Below are 17344 nucleotides of genomic sequence, written 5' to 3' on the forward strand. Positions count from 1 at the left end.
GGCGGTTCGAAGCGATAAGCGGATCCGACGTTCGCAAAAAAACGACAGGTGTTAGTCGCTGCACGACAGTCGAGGCTCGAATCGACGGCATAGGCCGATCGTTAGGCGATAGTCGGAACTGGACGTGCAAGCTTGAATGAAAAAGGGCGGTGGCCGGTCGGTGGATGGTCTGCGACTGACGGCCAAAATCGAACTGTGAGCGAGCTTCGAATCAAGCAACGAAGCAGTCGCTCGTGAAGCACCTTTTTGATGGGCGTGGCGGATCGTTTGGGAGGTGGTGCGCGTCGGAAAACGCGCTACGTTCGATTTTCGATTTTTGAACGTATGGGGTTGTGACTTGAATCACGTGCCGAACGCCGCAGCACGTTGCAAGATACTGGTAACGCTCCCACGCGAGCGAGTTTGCCCGCGTGGTAACCACTCGTTAGAATTCGGTGATTTTGCGTGTGCCCAGTTAGCGTCAGACCACCGCAGTGACGCGGCACGTGTGTTGGCAAAACCCGGTTGATCGGTCGAGAGCGCAATCGTGAGGAGCAGTCGGTGTGGCTGCAGGCTCCTGTCGATTCATCACTGATCACCGCAGAATTGCGGGGCAAACTGCATGTCGAAGATGCCTGAATCGAAGGTCGGCTCGAAGCTGGTCATCGGTAACTGGAAGATGCATGGCGGTCTGCGCGGCAACGAAGCGTTGTTGCAAGCGTTGACCCATGGGACGAAGGCCATGTCTCCCGGGCTGCGAATTGGATTGTGCGTTCCGTTTCCGTATCTCGCTCAAGCGCAGCAGCTGCTGGGCGACTCGCGAATCGAGTGGGGCGCGCAAGACCTGTCTTCGCACGATGAAGGCGCCTACACCGGTGAGGTGTCGGCGTCGATGGTTGCGGACTTCGGTGCGCGGTATGCGATCGTCGGTCACTCCGAGCGTCGCGAATACCATCGCGAGGGCGCGATCCTTGTTGCCGAGAAAGCAGAGCGTGCGCTCGAAGCCGGACTCACTCCGATTGTCTGTGTCGGTGAGACCAAGGAAGAGCGCGAGTTCGCATTCACGGAGCGTGTGCTGAGCGCACAGCTTGATGCGGTGCTTGATCGTTTGTCGGTCGAGCAGGCCGCTTCGATCGTGCTCGCGTACGAGCCTGTCTGGGCTATTGGATCGGGAAGCAGCGCGAGCTGCGAAGACGTGCGCGATGTCCATCATTTTCTGCGCCAGCATCTCGCCCAGAAGGGGCCCGCCGTCGCGCGCATCCCTGTGCTCTACGGTGGCAGCGTGAAGCCGGACAATGCCGCGGGATTGTTCTCGGTGCCCGAGGTCGACGGTGGTCTCGTCGGCGGCGCATCGCTCGACGCCGAACAGTTTCTCGCGATTTGCGAAGCGGCCGCGGGCACGATCGGCATGGTCGCCGCGCATCACGATCACACAGGTTGTTGATCATTGTGGCCGCCTGCCGCGGCCACAATGAAGGCTGCCGTAATGATGCCGGTATCATGCGACATGACGCGGCATCACCGGCTTCGGCATCATCCGCACCCGCATCCCGCTCCCGTGTTCCCGCCCGTTCCCTGTCGCGGCGCTGTCGTCGTTTCATCCGGTATTCAACGAAATGATTGCGAATTAAGCGACGCGAACCCTACAGAATCGTTTAACATACGCTGCTTTGCGCAGCGCGGTTAACGGATACGGTGGGGAGGCGCTTTCAGCGTACGCTTACCGAATCGCAATGGGTTCGCTGTCAGGCGCATCCGAACGGATGCTTTTGTCGCTGGCTGGCGCGTGACTTCAGTGACGCGCGGCATCAGGCACAAAGGCCGGCAAGAAACAACGAAATACTGGGTGAATTGAAATGTTGTTGTTTAAAAGCTTGATTATCGTGCTTCAGGTGCTGTCGGCACTTGGTGTGATCGGTCTGGTATTGCTCCAGCATGGCAAGGGCGCTGATATGGGTGCTGCGTTCGGTAGCGGCGCGTCGGGCAGTCTCTTCGGTGCGACGGGTTCGGCGAACTTCCTCTCGCGCACAACAGCGATCCTCGCAACAGTCTTCTTTATCTGCACGCTGGCGCTGACGTACCTCGGTTCGTACAAGTCGCAAGTGTCTGCAGGCGTGCTCGGTGCGATGCCGGCTGCAAGCGCACCGGCGGCCGCATCGGCACCGGCTGCTGCTGCATCGAGCGCAGCGCCTGCGTCGTCGGCTCCGGGTCAGGATGTGCCGAAGTAATTCCACTGTGCTCTCGTTTTTTTAAACAAACTGCACATTGCAACGTTGAACAAATACAAACAACCTGTTACAGTCTTGGTCTTGAAACGTTGAGCCCGAAACGAAGCCAGCAAAGCAAAAGCGATGCAAGCCAACGGGTAAAACGATACTGATGCCGACGTGGTGAAATTGGTAGACACGCTATCTTGAGGGGGTAGTGGCGAAAGCTGTGCGAGTTCGAGTCTCGCCGTCGGCACCAAACAAAAAACTGATGCCAGCCAGATGCACGAGTGCTTGGCTGGCATTTTGTTTTTCAGGGCCGTGATCTCCGACTGATTTACTCGGTTTTGATGCGGCGCGAAAAAACTGGCCGTAGCATCGTGCGGCTTGAATCATCCAGTCGTAGTATCTTCGACTGGCATCTCTGAACCAAACCGACAGAGGATAGTCGTGAACCTCGCACCCTATTTCCCCGTACTGCTGTTTATTCTCGTGGGCGTCGGTCTGGGAGTTGCGCTCATCACAGTTGGCAAGGTCCTTGGCCCCAACAAGCCGGATAGCGCAAAGAACGCACCGTACGAGTGTGGTTTCGAAGCCTTCGAGGATGCACGGATGAAGTTCGACGTCCGTTACTACCTCGTTGCAATCCTCTTCATCATCTTCGATCTCGAGACCGCGTTCATGTTCCCGTGGGGCGTCGCGCTCAAGGATATCGGCTGGACTGGATTCATCGCCATGATGATCTTCCTGCTCGAATTCCTCCTGGGCTTCGCTTACATCTGGAAGCGTGGCGGACTCGAGTGGGAATAATGACGCGCGTAGCATGACCGATGCGGGCGTCGCGGGAGGAGCTTCCTCTGCCCCGGATGCCTGCCTGGAGCGAATGGCAAATGAGTATCGAAGGGGTCTTGAAAGAAGGGTTTGTCACCACTACGGCTGACAAGCTGATTAACTGGACGCGCACTGGCTCGCTGTGGCCAATGACGTTCGGTCTGGCATGTTGTGCGGTCGAGATGATGCATGCGGGTGCAGCCCGTTATGACCTCGACCGTTTTGGCGTGGTGTTCCGTCCGAGCCCGCGCCAGTCCGATCTGATGATCGTCGCAGGCACGCTGTGCAACAAGATGGCGCCCGCCCTGCGCAAGGTCTACGACCAGATGGCCGAACCGCGTTGGGTGATCTCGATGGGTTCCTGCGCCAATGGCGGCGGCTATTACCACTACTCCTATTCGGTCGTACGTGGCTGCGACCGCATTGTTCCGGTCGACGTCTATGTACCGGGCTGCCCTCCGACGGCCGAAGCGCTCGTCTACGGGATCATCCAGCTGCAGGCGAAGATTCGCCGCACCAGCACCATCGCCCGCCAGTAACGCCGAGCTCCCACTATGACTAGTAAACTCGAGACCCTGAAAGCCAATCTCGAGGCGGCCTTTGGCGGCCGCCTGCAGAGCCTCACCGAGGAGCTGGGTCAGATCACCATCGTGGTCAAGCCGGCCGAATACCTTTCAGTTTGCAAGCAGCTGCGCGACGATCCGTCGCTGCGCTTCGAGCAATGCATGGACGTTTGCGGCCTCGACTATCTGGCGTTCGGTGACGGCGCCTACGAAGGCCCGCGTTTCGCCGCCGTGCTGCAACTGTTGTCGATTACGAACAACTGGCGCGTGCGCGTGCGCGTGTTCGCCGAGCACGACGATATGCCGATCGTGCCGTCCGTCGTCGACATCTGGAATGGCGTGAACTGGTTCGAGCGTGAAGCGTTCGACCTGTACGGCATCGTGTTCGAAGGCCACCCGGACCTGCGCCGTATCCTGACCGACTACGGCTTTATCGGTCACCCGTTCCGCAAGGACTTCCCGTTGTCGGGTTACGTTGAAATGCGTTACGACCCGGAAGAGAAGCGCGTGGTGTATCAGCCCGTGACGATCGAACCGCGCGAGATTACGCCGCGCGTGATTCGCGAAGATCGCTACGGTGGTCTCAAGCACTGAGGCCTGAGGCCTGCACCCCACACCAGGTAATTCGCCATGGCTGACATTAAAAACTACACGCTCAATTTCGGCCCTCAGCACCCGGCCGCTCACGGCGTGCTGCGTCTCGTGCTCGAACTCGACGGCGAAGTGATCCAGCGCGCCGATCCGCACATCGGCCTGCTGCACCGCGCGACCGAAAAGCTCGCCGAGAACAAGACCTTCATCCAGTCCGTGCCGTACATGGACCGTCTCGACTATGTGTCGATGATGGTCAATGAGCACGCGTACGTGATGGCCATCGAAAAACTGCTCGGTATCGATGTTCCCGAGCGCGCGAAATACATCCGCGTGATGTTCGACGAAGTGACGCGGATGCTGAACCATCTGATGTGGATCGGCGCGCACGCACTCGACGTTGGCGCGATGGCCGTGTTCCTCTACGCATTCCGTGAGCGCGAAGAACTCATGGACGTCTATGAGGCGGTATCGGGCGCGCGGATGCACGCGGCCTACTATCGTCCGGGCGGTGTGTATCGCGATCTGCCTGACTCGATGCCGCAATACAAGGCGTCGAAAATCCGCAATGCGAAAGCGCTGTCGAAGATGAACGAGAACCGTCAGGGTTCGCTCCTCGACTTCATCGAAGACTTCGCGAAGCGTTTCCCGTCGCACATCGACGAGTACGAAACCCTGCTGACCGATAACCGGATCTGGAAGCAGCGTCTGGTCGGTATCGGCGTGGTAAGCCCCGAACGTGCGCTGCAGCTCGGTATGTCGGGGGCTATGCTTCGTGGCTCGGGCATCGAATGGGATCTGCGCAAGAAGCAGCCGTACGAGGTCTACGACAAGATGGACTTCGACATCCCGGTCGGTGTGAACGGCGACTGCTATGACCGTTACCTGGTGCGCGTGGAAGAAATGCGCCAGTCGACGCGCATCGTGCTGCAATGCGTCGAATGGCTGCGCAAGAACCCGGGCCCGGTGATGATCGACAACCACAAGGTTGCGCCGCCGAAGCGCGTGTCGATGAAGTCGAACATGGAAGAGCTGATTCACCACTTCAAGCTCTTCACCGAAGGCTTCCACGTGCCCGAAGGCGAGACGTACGCGGCTGTCGAACACCCGAAGGGCGAGTTCGGCATCTACCTCGTGTCGGACGGTGCCAACAAGCCGTACCGCCTGAAGATCCGTGCCCCGGGCTTTGCCCACCTGTCGGCGCTCGACGAAATGGCCAAGGGCCACATGATTGCCGACGCGGTGACGATCATCGGTACGCAGGACATCGTGTTCGGCGAAGTCGACCGCTAAGACTGAAGGTTCAAAATGCTCTCTGCTGAAGCCCTTAAGAAAATCGATGTCGCGGTGGCGAAGTACCCCGCGGATCAGAAGCAGTCTGCGGTCATGCATGCGCTTCATATTGCACAGGCCGAACACGGCTGGCTGTCGCCTGAAGCGATTGCCGCGGTTGCCGACAAGCTCGGCATGCCGCCGATCGCCGTTCAGGAAGTCGCGACGTTCTACACGATGTACAACACGTCGCCCGTCGGCAAGTCGAAGATCACGGTCTGCACGAACCTGCCTTGCCAGCTTTCGGGCGGTGAGGACGCAGCTAATTACATCAAGCAAAAGCTCGGTATCGACTTCAACGAAACCACGCCCGACGGCAAGTTCACGTTGAAAGAAGGCGAATGCATGGGCGCTTGCGGTGATGCGCCGGTCCTGCTCGTCAACAACACGAAGATGTGCAGCTTCATGAGCCGCGAGAAGATCGACCAGATGCTCGAGGAACTTTCCAAATGACGTGTTTGCACGATCGCCATATTGATCCGCTGATCCTTGCCGGCCTGAACGGCGAGAACTGGCACCTCGAAGACTACGTCGCACGCGGCGGCTACGCGCAGCTGCGCAAGATCCTCGAGGAGAAGATTCCTCCCGAGCAGGTCATTGCCGACGTCAAGGCGTCGGGCCTGCGTGGCCGTGGCGGTGCGGGCTTCCCGACCGGCCTAAAGTGGAGCTTCATGCCGCGTCAGTTCCCTGGGCAAAAGTATCTCGTCTGCAATTCAGATGAGGGCGAGCCGGGCACTTTCAAGGACCGCGACATTCTTCGTTACAACCCGCACGCGCTCATCGAAGGCATGGCCATCGGTGCGTACGCCATGGGTATCACCGTCGGATACAACTATATCCACGGCGAGATCTGGGAAGTGTACGAACGCTTCGAAGCCGCGCTTGAAGAAGCACGCAAGGCGGGCTACCTCGGCGCGAACATCCAGAACTCGGGCTTCTCGTTCGAACTGCATGCGCACCATGGTTATGGCGCGTATATCTGCGGCGAAGAAACCGCGCTGCTCGAATCGCTCGAAGGCAAGAAGGGCCAGCCGCGCTTCAAGCCGCCTTTCCCGGCGAGCTTCGGCCTGTTCGGCAAGCCGACGACGATCAACAACACCGAAACGTTCGCGGCCGTGCCGTTCCTGCTCGCGATCGGACCGCAGAAGTACCTGGAGATGGGCAAGCCGAACAACGGCGGCTCGAAGATCTTCTCGATCTCCGGTGACGTCGAGCGTCCTGGCAACTACGAAATTCCGCTGGGCACACCGTTCTCGAAGCTCCTCGAGCTCGCAGGCGGCATGCGCGGCGGCAAGAAGATCAAGGCAGTCATCCCGGGTGGTTCGTCGGCACCGGTGGTGCCGGGCGACATGATGATGGCGACCGACATGGACTATGACGCGATCGCGAAGGCCGGCTCGATGCTCGGCTCGGGTGCGGTCATCGTCATGGACGAAACGCGTTGCATGGTGCGCTCGCTGCTGCGCCTGTCGTACTTCTATTACGAAGAATCGTGCGGTCAGTGCACGCCGTGCCGCGAAGGCACCGGCTGGCTGTATCGCGTCGTTCATCGTATCGAACACGGCCAGGGCCGCAAGGAAGACCTCGACCTGCTGAACTCGGTCGCGGAAAACATCATGGGCCGGACCATCTGTGCACTCGGCGATGCGGCGGCGATGCCCGTGCGCGGCATGCTCAAGCATTACTGGGACGAATTCGAATATCACGTCGAGCACAAGCATTGCCTCGTGCCGGCCGAAGCAGTACTCGCCTGAGTCGAATAGATCATGGTTGAACTCGAAATTGACGGCAAGAAGGTTGAGGTGCCCGCAGGCAGCATGGTGATCCAGGCTGCCCACAAGACGGACACCTACATCCCGCATTTCTGCTACCACAAGAAACTGTCGATCGCGGCGAACTGCCGCATGTGCCTGGTCGAAGTCGAAAAGATGCCCAAGGCCGTTCCGGCCTGCGCGACTCCGGTTTCCGCCGGCATGGTCGTGCGCACGAAGTCGGACAAGGCGGTGAAGGCTCAGCAGTCCGTGATGGAATTCCTGCTGATCAACCACCCGCTTGATTGCCCGATCTGCGACCAGGGCGGCGAATGCCAGCTCCAGGATCTCGCAGTCGGCTACGGCAAGTCGTCGTCGCGCTACAGCGAAGAGAAGCGTGTGGTGTTCCACAAGAACGTGGGCCCGCTGATCTCGATGGAAGAAATGACGCGCTGCATTCACTGCACGCGCTGCGTTCGCTTCGGTCAGGAAGTCGCCGGCGTGATGGAACTCGGCATGCTGGGCCGCGGCGAGCACTCGGAAATCACGTCGTTCGTCGGCAACTCGGTTGATTCCGAAATGTCGGGCAACATGATCGACCTGTGCCCGGTCGGTGCGCTGACGTCCAAGCCGTTCCGCTACAGCGCCCGTACGTGGGAACTGTCGCGTCGCAAGTCGGTGAGCCCGCACGACGGCACCGGCGCGAACGTGATCGTCCAGATCAAGAACAACCGCGTGATGCGCGTGTTGCCGCTCGAAAACGAAGCGATCAACGAATGCTGGATCTCGGACAAGGATCGCTTCTCGTACGAAGCGCTCAACAGCGACGAACGTCTGACGCAGCCGATGCTCAAGCAAGGCGGCGAATGGCGTGAAGTCGACTGGCAGACCGCGCTCGAATACGTCGCAAACGGCCTGCGCAACATCCGTTCGGAACATGGCGCAAACGCCGTCGCTGCACTGTCGACGCCGCACGCCACGGTCGAAGAACTGTCGCTGCTCAAGGATCTCGCAACGGGCTTCGGTACGCCGAACGTTGACTTCCGCCTGCGTCAGTCGGACTTCAGCGCGAACCTCAACGGTACGCCGTGGCTGGGTCTGCCGATCGCTGACCTGAGCACAGTCGATGCCGCCTTCGTGATCGGCTCGTTCCTGCGCCGCGATCACGCGCTGTTTGCTTCGCGCCTGCGTCAGGCTGCGAAGAGCGGCGCGAAGATCAGCCTGCTCAACGCAACGGCCGACGACTCGCTGATCCCGACCGCGCATACGGTCGTTGCAGCGCCGTCCGCATGGGTCGCCGAACTCGCCGGTATCGCTGCCGCTGTCGCGGAAGCGAAGGGCGTCGCCGCTCCGGCCGCATTCGCCAATGCGAAGGCATCGGAAGCAGGGCGCGCAGCCGCGACATCGCTCGTCGGTGGTGAGAAGCGTGTCGTGCTGCTGGGCAACGCAGCCGTTCAGCATCCCGAGTTCTCGCTGATTCACGCAGCGGCGCAGTTCATCGCTGAAACGACGGGCGCGTCGCTCGGCTTCCTGACGGAAGCGGGCAACACGGTCGGCGCACACCTCGTCGGCGCACTGCCGGCCAACGGTGGCCTGAACGCGGCTCAAGTGTTCGAGCAACCGCGCAAGGCGTATGTGCTGCTCAACGTCGAAGCCGAATACGACACGGCGAATCCGCAACAGGCACTCGCGGCATTGAAGGGCGCCGAGATGGTTGTCTCGCTGTCGCCGTTCAAGCACGGTGCCGAATACGCGGACGTCATGCTGCCGATCGCGCCGTTCACGGAAACGTCGGGCACGTTCATCAACGCCGAAGGCACCGCGCAAAGCTTCAACGGCGTCGTGCGTCCGCTTGGCGATACGCGTCCGGCCTGGAAGGTGCTGCGCGTGCTCGGCAACCTGCTCGAGCTGCCGGGCTTCGAATTCGATTCGTCGGAACAGGTTCGCGACGCGGCGATCGGCCAGATGGACATCGCTTCGAACCTGTCGAACGCGACGACGGTCACGCCGGCACTCGGCAAGACCGCGGCCAACGGCTCGGTCGAGCGTATCGCCGACGTGCCGATCTACCACGCCGACGCGCTGGCTCGCCGTGCTGAATCGCTGCAACTCACGCAAGCCGCGAAGGCGGCCGTGCGCGCATCGCTGCCGGGCGAGCTGTATGAAAGCCTGGGTCTCAAGAATGGCGACGCGGTCCGCATCCGTCAGGGCAACCTGTCGGTGACGCTGCCTGCGGTGCTCGACAACAACCTGCCGGCGAACGTGGTTCGTGTGCCGGCTGCAACGACGGCCTCCGCGCAGCTGGGCGGCATGTTCGGTGAACTGGTGGTGGAGAAGGCTTGATGAGCTTGTACGATTCAATCAACCTCGCCGGGGGCCAGGCTCTCGGCGTCGCGTGGCTGCCGGTCTTCACGGTGATCCGCATTCTGGTGGTCGCCGTGGCCATCCTGCTGTGCGTGGCGTACCTGATCCTCTGGGAGCGCAAGCTGATCGGCTGGATGCACGTGCGTCTCGGGCCGAACCGCGTGGGTCCCGGCGGCTTGCTGCAGCCGATCGCCGACGTGCTCAAGCTGCTCCTCAAGGAAGTGATCAGCCCGACCAAGTCGACGAGCTGGCTCTACATCATTGCGCCGATCATGGTGGTCGCCCCGGCGTTCGCTGTCTGGGCGGTGATTCCGTTCCAGGCCGGCGCCGTGCTCGGCAACATCAACGCGGGTCTGCTGTACGTGATGTCGATCTCGTCGATCGGCGTGTATGGCGTGATCCTCGCAGGCTGGGCATCGAACTCGAAGTACGCGTTCCTCGGCGCGATGCGCGCCGCGGCACAGATGGTGTCGTACGAAATCGCGATGGGTTTCGCGCTCGTCGTCGTGCTGATGACGTCGGGCAGCCTGAACCTGTCGGACATCGTGGCCTCGCAAGAGCGCGGCATCTTCGCAAGCTTCGGCGTCAACTTCCTGTCGTGGAACTGGCTGCCGCTGCTGCCGATGTTCGGCGTGTACTTCATCTCGGGCATCGCTGAAACCAACCGCCATCCGTTCGACGTCGTCGAAGGCGAATCGGAAATCGTCGCGGGCCACATGATCGATTACTCGGGCATGGCCTTCGCGCTGTTCTTCCTCGGCGAATACATCAACATGATCGTCATCTCGGCGGTCGCGGCGACGTTGTTCCTGGGTGGCTGGTCGGCGCCGTTCGGTTTCCTCGATTTCATTCCCGGCATCTTCTGGCTGGTTCTGAAAGTCTTCGCGCTGTTGTCGATTTTCATCTGGGTGCGTGCCACGTTCCCGCGTTATCGCTACGACCAGATCATGCGTCTGGGCTGGAAGGTTTTCATTCCGGTGTCGGTTGTCTGGCTCGTGATCGTCGGCTTCTGGCTGATGTCGCCGTGGAATATCTGGAAGTAAGGACGGACGAATCATGATTTCTTCCATCAAGAGTTTCTTTAATTCCTTCCTGCTGACGGAACTGCTGAAGGGGATGGCGCTGACGGGCAAGTACACGTTCGCGCGCAAGATCACCGTTCAGTTCCCGGAAGAGAAGACCCCGATTTCGCCGCGCTTCCGCGGCCTGCACGCACTGCGCCGGTATGAGAACGGCGAAGAGCGCTGCATCGCCTGCAAGCTCTGCGAAGCCGTGTGCCCGGCGCTCGCGATCACGATCGAATCGGAGACGCGCGCCGACAACACGCGCCGGACGACGCGTTACGACATCGACCTGACCAAGTGCATCTTCTGCGGCTTCTGCGAAGAGAGCTGCCCGGTCGACTCGATCGTTGAAACGCACATTCTCGAGTACCACGGAGAAAAGCGCGGCGACCTGTACTTCACGAAGGACATGTTGCTGGCGGTCGGCGACCGCTACGAGACGGAAATCGCTGCGGCCAAGGCGGCCGACGCGCCGTACCGTTGATGCGGTTGAACAGCGTCCCGCGAGGCAAGGGCTTCGCGGATCGCACACTCCGATCCACCGGCGGCTGCCGCGCAGCCGTCCAACGATGATCCGGTAAAAATGGAATTCACGACCGTCCTGTTCTATATCTTCGCGGCGATCCTGGTGATCTCCGCGCTGCGCGTGATCACTGCACCGAATCCGGTGCAGTCCGCGCTGTTCCTCGTGCTGTCGTTCTTCAACGCCGCAGCGATCTGGATGCTGCTGAAGGCCGAGTTTCTCGCGATCCTGCTCGTGCTCGTGTACGTCGGGGCCGTGATGGTGCTGTTCCTGTTCGTGGTCATGATGCTCGACATCAATATTGATGTCCTTCGCCGCGATTTCAAGCGCTTCGTTCCGGTCGCGTCGATCATCGGCGCGATCATGGTCATCGAAGCCGCGCTGATCCTGTGGCACGGCTACGCCGGCGTCGCCGCTCCGGTGCAGGCTGCAGCCGCTGCGTCTGACTGGTCGAACACCCGCATCATCGGCAAGCTGATCTACACGGACTACATCTTCGCGTTCGAAGTGGCCGGCCTCGTGCTGCTCGTGGCGATCATTGCGGCACTCGCACTGACGCTCAAGCATGGCAAGGACAGCAAGCGCCAGGTCATCGGCGACCAGCTGCGTGTGCGTGCTTCGGACCGCGTGCGCGTGGTGAAGATGGCTGCTGAAGTCGAACCGGCTTCGAGCCCGGCCCATGACCCCGCAGCGCCCGGCAACACCGGCGCAGGCCAGACGAACTGATCGAGGACACCATGGTTTCTCTTCCGCACTACCTGGTTCTGGGTGCCATCCTGTTCGCGATCAGCATCGTCGGGATCTTCCTGAACCGTCGTAACGTGATCATCATCCTGATGGCGATCGAGCTCATGCTGCTCGCCGTCAATACGAACTTCGTCGCGTTCTCGCACTACCTCGGCGATATCCACGGACAAGTGTTCGTGTTCTTCGTGCTGACCGTTGCGGCCGCTGAAGCAGCGATCGGCCTTGCAATCCTGGTCACGCTGTTCCGTAGCCTCGACACGATCAACGTCGAGGATCTGGACCGGCTCAAAGGCTAATTCAAGGGCGAATCACAAGCTGTTATGGCAACGACACTCAACCAAAACCTGCTGCTCGCGGTCCCGCTCCTGCCTCTGGCCGGCTCGCTGATCGCCGGTCTGTTCGGCAACACGATCGGACGGAAGGGCGCCCATAGCGTGACGATCCTCGGCGTCGCGATTTCGTTCGTGCTTTCGTTCATGGTCCTGCTCGACGTGATCGGCGGCGCGAGCTACAACGCGACCGTCTACGAATGGCTGAACGTTCCGTTCGGTAACGGATCGCTCAAGATGGAAGTCGGCTTCCTCGTCGACTCGCTGACCGCGATGATGATGTGCGTGGTGACCTTCGTGTCGCTGATGGTGCACATCTACACGATCGGCTACATGGCCGATGAAGAAACGGGCTACCAGCGCTTCTTCTCGTATATCTCGCTGTTCACGTTCTCGATGCTGATGCTCGTGATGGCCAACAACTTCCTGCAGCTGTTCTTCGGCTGGGAAGCGGTGGGTCTCGTCTCGTACCTGCTGATCGGCTTCTACTTCACGCGTGAATCGGCGATCTACGCGAACATGAAGGCGTTCCTCGTGAACCGCGTCGGCGACTTCGGCTTCCTGCTCGGCATTGGCCTCGTGCTGGCCTACGCGGGCTCGCTGAACTACGGCGAAGTCTTCGCACATCGCACGGACCTGGCGAGCATGGTGTTCCCGGGCACGCACTGGAACCTGATCACGGTCGCCTGTATCTGCCTGTTCATCGGCGCGATGGGTAAGTCGGCTCAGTTCCCGCTGCACGTGTGGCTGCCGGACTCGATGGAAGGCCCGACGCCGATCTCCGCACTGATTCACGCGGCAACGATGGTGACCGCCGGTATCTTCATGGTCACGCGCATGTCGCCGCTGTTCGAACTGTCGGACGCCGCGCTGTCGTTCGTGATGGTCATCGGCGCGATCACCGCACTGTTCATGGGCTTCCTGGGTGTCGTGCAGAACGACATCAAGCGCGTGGTCGCGTACTCGACGCTGTCGCAGCTCGGCTACATGACGGTCGCGCTCGGCGCATCGGCTTACCCGGTCGGCGTGTTCCACCTGATGACGCACGCGTTCTTCAAGGCGCTGCTGTTCCTTGCCGCAGGCTCGGTCATCATCGGCATGCACCACGACCAGGACATGCGCAACATGGGCGGCCTGCGCAAGTACATGCCGATCACGTGGATCACGATGCTTATCGGTAACCTCGCGCTGATCGGCACGCCGTTCTTCTCGGGCTTCTACTCGAAGGACTCGATCATCGATGCGGTCAAGCTCTCGCATCTGCCGGGTTCGGGCTTCGCGTACTTCGCAGTCACGGCCAGCGTGTTCGTGACGGCGCTGTACTCGTTCCGCCTGTACTTCATGGTCTTCCACGGCGAAGAGCGCTTCCGCAATCCGCAGCATGGTGACGCGCACCACGGTCATGACGATCATGGTCACGACGATCACGGCCACGGTCATGACGACCACGGCCACGGCCATGCACACGAACCGCATGAGTCGCCGTGGGTTGTCTGGCTGCCGCTCGTGCTGCTCGCGATCCCGTCGGTCATCATCGGCGCATGGACGGTCGGCCCGATGCTGTTCGGCGACTACTTCGCGCACGGTGTCGTGTTCGACAAGGTCATCGAAATCGCCGCGAACCACCCGGCGCTGTCGGAAATGGGCGAAGAGTTCCACGGCTGGCTCGACATGGGCCTGAAGTCGGTGACCGGTCTGCCGCTGTACCTGGCCGCACTCGGCGTGATCGTCGCGTGGTTCTTCTACATGAAGCGCCCGGAACTGCCGGCGAAGGTCGCGGCACGGTTCCCGTTCATCTACCGTCTGCTCGACAACAAGTACTACATGGACAAGATCAACGAAGTCGTCTTCGCGCGCGGCGCCGTGGCCATCGGCCGTGGCCTGTGGAAAGAGGGCGATCAGGTGGTCATCGACGGCATCGTCAACGGCAGCGCTCGCGCGATCGGCTGGCTTGGCGGCGTGCTGCGGTTCATTCAGTCGGGCTATATCTACCACTACGCATTCGCGATGATCATCGGCATGCTGGCGCTCCTGACGCTGTTTGTAACAGTCGGCGGAAAATAAGGCGAGGGACACAATGCAATCTTTTCCGCTTCTGAGTATTGCGATCTGGCTGCCGATCGTTTTCGGCGTGCTGATCCTTGCGGTCGGTAGTGACCGCAACCCCGGGACCGTGCGCGTGCTCGCGCTGATCGGCTCCGTGCTCGGCTTTCTCGTGACGCTGCCGCTGGTCACGCATTTCGACAGCAGCACGGCTGCGATGCAATTCGTCGAGCAGTCCGACTGGATTCAACGCTTCAAGATCAGTTATCACCTCGGCGTCGACGGCATCTCGATGTGGTTTGTCGTGCTGACCGCGTTCATCACGATCATCGTCGTGATCGCCGGCTGGGAAGTCATCACGAAGAACGTCGCGCAGTACTTCGCCGCCTTCCTGATCCTCTCGGGGATCATGGTCGGCGTGTTCGTCGCGCTCGACGGCCTGCTGTTCTACGTGTTCTTCGAAGCCACGCTGATCCCGATGTACATCATCATCGGTGTGTGGGGTGGGGCGAACCGCGTGTACGCAGCGTTCAAGTTCTTCCTCTACACGCTGTTCGGCTCGCTGCTGATGCTGGTCGCGCTGCTGTACCTGTACTCGACGACGGGCACGTTTGACCTCGCCGAATGGGCGAAGGCACCGATCGCCATGACGCCTCAGGTGCTGCTGTTTATCGCGTTCTTTGCCGCGTTCGCCGTCAAGGTTCCGATGTGGCCGGTTCACACGTGGCTGCCGGATGCCCACGTGGAAGCGCCGACGGGCGGCTCGGTCGTGCTGGCCGCGATCATGCTGAAGCTGGGTGCGTACGGTTTCCTGCGCTTCTCGCTGCCGATCGCACCGGACGCCAGCCACTTCCTGGCGCCGGTCGTCATCACGCTGTCGCTGGTCGCCGTGATCTACATCGGTCTGGTCGCACTCGTACAGACCGACATGAAGAAGCTGGTCGCGTATTCGTCGATCGCTCACATGGGCTTCGTGACGCTCGGCTTCTTTATCTTTAGCCAGCTCGGTGTCGAAGGCGCGGTCGTGCAAATGATTTCGCACGGTTTCGTGTCGGGCGCGATGTTCCTTTGCATCGGCGTGCTGTATGACCGCATGCACACCCGCAACATCGCCGAGTACGGTGGTGTGGTGAACGTGATGCCGAAGTTCGCAGCGCTCGCGATGCTGTTCACGATGGCCAACTGCGGCCTTCCGGGCACCAGCGGTTTCGTCGGCGAATTCATGGTGATTCTGGCTGCGGTCAAGTTCAACTTCTGGATCGCCTTCCTCGCGACGTTCACGCTGATTCTCGGCGCGGCCTACTCGCTGTGGATGTACAAGCGCGTGCACTTCGGCGCGATCGCCAACGATCACGTGAAGGCACTGGTGGACGTCGGTTCGCGCGAATTCTGGATGCTGATGGTGCTGGGTCTGCTGACGCTGTTCATGGGCCTGTATCCGAAGTACTTCACCGACCCGATGCACCAGTCTGTCTCGAACCTGCTCTCGCACGTGGCGCAGTCGAAGCTGCAATAAGATCGGACGAGACCCAACACCATGCAAAATACTTATCTGATTCTGCCCGACGCGCTGCTGATGGCGGCCGTCGTGGTCGCCTGGCTCAACGACTTGTTCTTTGGCCAGGAAGGTCGCAAGACGACCTACGGGATCGCGGTGCTGTCGTCGCTGGTTGCCGCAGTCTGGTACGCGATCAACGCGCTCGACGGTCATAGCCAGCTGTTCTTCAGCAATATGTATGTCGTCGATCCGTTCGCGAACGTCATGAAGGCGTTTGTGTCGGTCGGCTACGCGGCCTCGATCGTCTACGCACGCAAGTACATCGAAGACCGCGAGCTGTTCCGCGGCGACTTCTACCTGCTCGGCATGTTCTCGCTGCTCGGTCAGCTCGTCATGATCTCGGGCAATAACTTCCTGACGCTGTACCTCGGTCTCGAACTGATGTCGCTGTCGCTGTACTCGGTGATCGCACTGCGTACGACCTCGGCGCAGTCGACCGAAGCGGCGATGAAGTACTACGTGCTGGGCGCGCTCGCATCGGGTTTCCTGCTGTACGGCATCTCGATGCTCTACGGTGCGACGGGTACGCTGGACCTCAACGAAGTCTTCAAGATCCTCGCATCGGGCCGTGTTGAAAACTCGGTCGTGCTGTTCGGCGTGATCTTCGTGGTCGCGGCCATCGCGTTCAAGATGGGTGCGGTGCCGTTCCATATGTGGGTGCCCGACGTCTATCACGGCGCACCGACGGCGATGACGATGCTGACCGGCGGTGGCCCGAAGGTCGCGGCGTTCGCATGGGGTGTGCGTTTCCTCGTGATCGCGCTGCTGCCGTACGCAGCCGACTGGCAACAGATGCTCGTCATCCTGGCTGCGTTGTCGCTGATCATCGGCAATATCACCGGTATCGTTCAGAAGAACATCAAGCGGATGCTGGCGTACTCGGCCATCGCGAACATGGGCTTTATCCTGCTGGGCCTGCTCTCGGGCGTGGTCGACGGCAAGGCGGACGGTGCGGCAGGTGCGTACAGCTCGGCGATGTTCTATAGCGTGATCTACCTGATCACGACGCTCGGCACGTTCGGTATCGTCATGCTGCTCGCACGCAAGGACTTCGAGTGCGAATACATCGACGACCTCCGCGGCCTGAATCAGCGTCATCCGATCTATGCGTTCGTGATGCTGCTGCTGATGTTCTCGCTCGCAGGTATTCCGCCGACGGTCGGTTTCTACGCGAAGCTTGCCGTGCTTCAGGCAACGGTCAACGCTGGCCTCACGTGGCTGACGGTGCTCGCAGTGATCACGTCGGTGTTCGGCGCGTTCTACTACCTGCGTATCGTCAAGATCATGTACTTCGATGCGCCCACGGATGAAGAACCGGTCACGGCATACGGCGGTGCACGCGCGCTGCTCGTGTTCAATGGCTTCCTCGTGATCGCCCTCGGTCTCGTTCCGGGCCCGCTGATGAACGTCTGCTTGCAGGCCGTTCACCAGCTGACGCCCTGATTTGCAGGTGTCGTAGCGT

16 protein-coding genes and 1 tRNA gene are annotated in these 17344 nt (G+C 60.6%); all 17 read left to right on the plus strand.

Annotation, left to right across the window (positions count from 1 at the left end; translation table 11 throughout):
- Window positions 1-601 precede the first annotated feature (601 nt).
- Window positions 602-1423, plus strand: a complete 822-nt coding sequence (tpiA, locus tag ACMFWR_RS07420) for a triose-phosphate isomerase (protein ID WP_413194356.1) — start codon at window positions 602-604, stop codon at window positions 1421-1423.
- 412 nt (window positions 1424-1835) lie between these two features.
- Entirely contained in the window at window positions 1836-2207 is a 372-nt protein-coding gene (secG, locus tag ACMFWR_RS07425; protein ID WP_413194357.1) for a preprotein translocase subunit SecG, read from the plus strand.
- Between the two features lie 153 nt (window positions 2208-2360).
- Window positions 2361-2445, plus strand: a tRNA-Leu gene (locus ACMFWR_RS07430).
- 191 nt (window positions 2446-2636) lie between these two features.
- Window positions 2637-2996, plus strand: coding sequence for an NADH-quinone oxidoreductase subunit A (locus tag ACMFWR_RS07435; protein ID WP_413194358.1), 360 nt, complete (start codon window positions 2637-2639; stop codon window positions 2994-2996).
- Window positions 2997-3076: 80 nt separating this feature from the next.
- On the plus strand, window positions 3077-3556 hold the full coding sequence (locus tag ACMFWR_RS07440; RefSeq protein WP_121085225.1) for a NuoB/complex I 20 kDa subunit family protein: 480 nt from the start codon (window positions 3077-3079) through the stop codon (window positions 3554-3556).
- 15 nt (window positions 3557-3571) lie between these two features.
- Complete coding sequence (locus tag ACMFWR_RS07445) at window positions 3572-4174, plus strand: NADH-quinone oxidoreductase subunit C (RefSeq protein ID WP_413194359.1); 603 nt, start codon at window positions 3572-3574, stop codon at window positions 4172-4174.
- 36 nt (window positions 4175-4210) lie between these two features.
- Entirely contained in the window at window positions 4211-5464 is a 1254-nt protein-coding gene (locus ACMFWR_RS07450; protein WP_413194360.1) for an NADH-quinone oxidoreductase subunit D, read from the plus strand.
- Window positions 5465-5479: 15 nt separating this feature from the next.
- Window positions 5480-5956, plus strand: coding sequence for an NADH-quinone oxidoreductase subunit NuoE (gene nuoE, locus ACMFWR_RS07455; RefSeq protein WP_413194361.1), 477 nt, complete (start codon window positions 5480-5482; stop codon window positions 5954-5956).
- Window positions 5953-7257: an NADH-quinone oxidoreductase subunit NuoF gene (nuoF, locus tag ACMFWR_RS07460; protein ID WP_413194362.1), complete on the plus strand. Its 1305-nt coding sequence runs from the start codon at window positions 5953-5955 to the stop codon at window positions 7255-7257. Before nuoE ends, nuoF begins: the two co-directional genes overlap by 4 nt.
- 12 nt (window positions 7258-7269) lie before the next feature.
- Complete coding sequence (gene nuoG, locus ACMFWR_RS07465) at window positions 7270-9597, plus strand: NADH-quinone oxidoreductase subunit NuoG (protein ID WP_413194363.1); 2328 nt, start codon at window positions 7270-7272, stop codon at window positions 9595-9597.
- Complete coding sequence (nuoH, locus tag ACMFWR_RS07470; RefSeq protein WP_413194364.1) at window positions 9597-10661, plus strand: NADH-quinone oxidoreductase subunit NuoH; 1065 nt, start codon at window positions 9597-9599, stop codon at window positions 10659-10661. Before nuoG ends, nuoH begins: the two co-directional genes overlap by 1 nt.
- Window positions 10662-10674: 13 nt before the next feature.
- On the plus strand, window positions 10675-11166 hold the full coding sequence (gene nuoI / locus ACMFWR_RS07475) for an NADH-quinone oxidoreductase subunit NuoI (RefSeq protein WP_413194365.1): 492 nt from the start codon (window positions 10675-10677) through the stop codon (window positions 11164-11166).
- 99 nt (window positions 11167-11265) lie between these two features.
- Window positions 11266-11931, plus strand: coding sequence for an NADH-quinone oxidoreductase subunit J (locus tag ACMFWR_RS07480; protein ID WP_413194366.1), 666 nt, complete (start codon window positions 11266-11268; stop codon window positions 11929-11931).
- A gap of 11 nt (window positions 11932-11942) precedes the next feature.
- Window positions 11943-12248, plus strand: a complete 306-nt coding sequence (nuoK, locus tag ACMFWR_RS07485) for an NADH-quinone oxidoreductase subunit NuoK (RefSeq protein ID WP_413194367.1) — start codon at window positions 11943-11945, stop codon at window positions 12246-12248.
- A 24-nt stretch (window positions 12249-12272) separates the two neighbouring features.
- Window positions 12273-14345, plus strand: coding sequence for an NADH-quinone oxidoreductase subunit L (nuoL, locus tag ACMFWR_RS07490; protein ID WP_413194368.1), 2073 nt, complete (start codon window positions 12273-12275; stop codon window positions 14343-14345).
- Between the two features lie 13 nt (window positions 14346-14358).
- Window positions 14359-15840: an NADH-quinone oxidoreductase subunit M gene (locus ACMFWR_RS07495; RefSeq protein WP_413194369.1), complete on the plus strand. Its 1482-nt coding sequence runs from the start codon at window positions 14359-14361 to the stop codon at window positions 15838-15840.
- 21 nt (window positions 15841-15861) lie between these two features.
- Complete coding sequence (gene nuoN, locus ACMFWR_RS07500; RefSeq protein WP_413194370.1) at window positions 15862-17325, plus strand: NADH-quinone oxidoreductase subunit NuoN; 1464 nt, start codon at window positions 15862-15864, stop codon at window positions 17323-17325.
- The last annotated feature ends 19 nt before the right edge of the window (window positions 17326-17344 follow it).

The organism is Pararobbsia alpina (genome assembly GCF_965118125.1).
Lineage (GTDB): Bacteria > Pseudomonadota > Gammaproteobacteria > Burkholderiales > Burkholderiaceae > Pararobbsia > Pararobbsia alpina_A.

Bases quoted from the DNA above. Each gene is read 5' to 3' on its own strand.
- tpiA (WP_413194356.1), top strand. From the start codon at position 602: ATGTCGAAGATGCCTGAATCGAAGGTCGGCTCGAAGCTGGTCATCGGT.
- secG (WP_413194357.1), top strand. From the start codon at position 1,836: ATGTTGTTGTTTAAAAGCTTGATTATCGTGCTTCAGGTGCTGTCGGCA.
- ACMFWR_RS07440 (WP_121085225.1), top strand. From the start codon at position 3,077: ATGAGTATCGAAGGGGTCTTGAAAGAAGGGTTTGTCACCACTACGGCT.
- ACMFWR_RS07445 (WP_413194359.1), top strand. From the start codon at position 3,572: ATGACTAGTAAACTCGAGACCCTGAAAGCCAATCTCGAGGCGGCCTTT.
- ACMFWR_RS07450 (WP_413194360.1), top strand. From the start codon at position 4,211: ATGGCTGACATTAAAAACTACACGCTCAATTTCGGCCCTCAGCACCCG.
- nuoE (WP_413194361.1), top strand. From the start codon at position 5,480: ATGCTCTCTGCTGAAGCCCTTAAGAAAATCGATGTCGCGGTGGCGAAG.
- nuoF (WP_413194362.1), top strand. From the start codon at position 5,953: ATGACGTGTTTGCACGATCGCCATATTGATCCGCTGATCCTTGCCGGC.
- nuoG (WP_413194363.1), top strand. From the start codon at position 7,270: ATGGTTGAACTCGAAATTGACGGCAAGAAGGTTGAGGTGCCCGCAGGC.
- nuoH (WP_413194364.1), top strand. From the start codon at position 9,597: ATGAGCTTGTACGATTCAATCAACCTCGCCGGGGGCCAGGCTCTCGGC.
- nuoI (WP_413194365.1), top strand. From the start codon at position 10,675: ATGATTTCTTCCATCAAGAGTTTCTTTAATTCCTTCCTGCTGACGGAA.
- ACMFWR_RS07480 (WP_413194366.1), top strand. From the start codon at position 11,266: ATGGAATTCACGACCGTCCTGTTCTATATCTTCGCGGCGATCCTGGTG.
- nuoK (WP_413194367.1), top strand. From the start codon at position 11,943: ATGGTTTCTCTTCCGCACTACCTGGTTCTGGGTGCCATCCTGTTCGCG.
- nuoL (WP_413194368.1), top strand. From the start codon at position 12,273: ATGGCAACGACACTCAACCAAAACCTGCTGCTCGCGGTCCCGCTCCTG.
- ACMFWR_RS07495 (WP_413194369.1), top strand. From the start codon at position 14,359: ATGCAATCTTTTCCGCTTCTGAGTATTGCGATCTGGCTGCCGATCGTT.
- nuoN (WP_413194370.1), top strand. From the start codon at position 15,862: ATGCAAAATACTTATCTGATTCTGCCCGACGCGCTGCTGATGGCGGCC.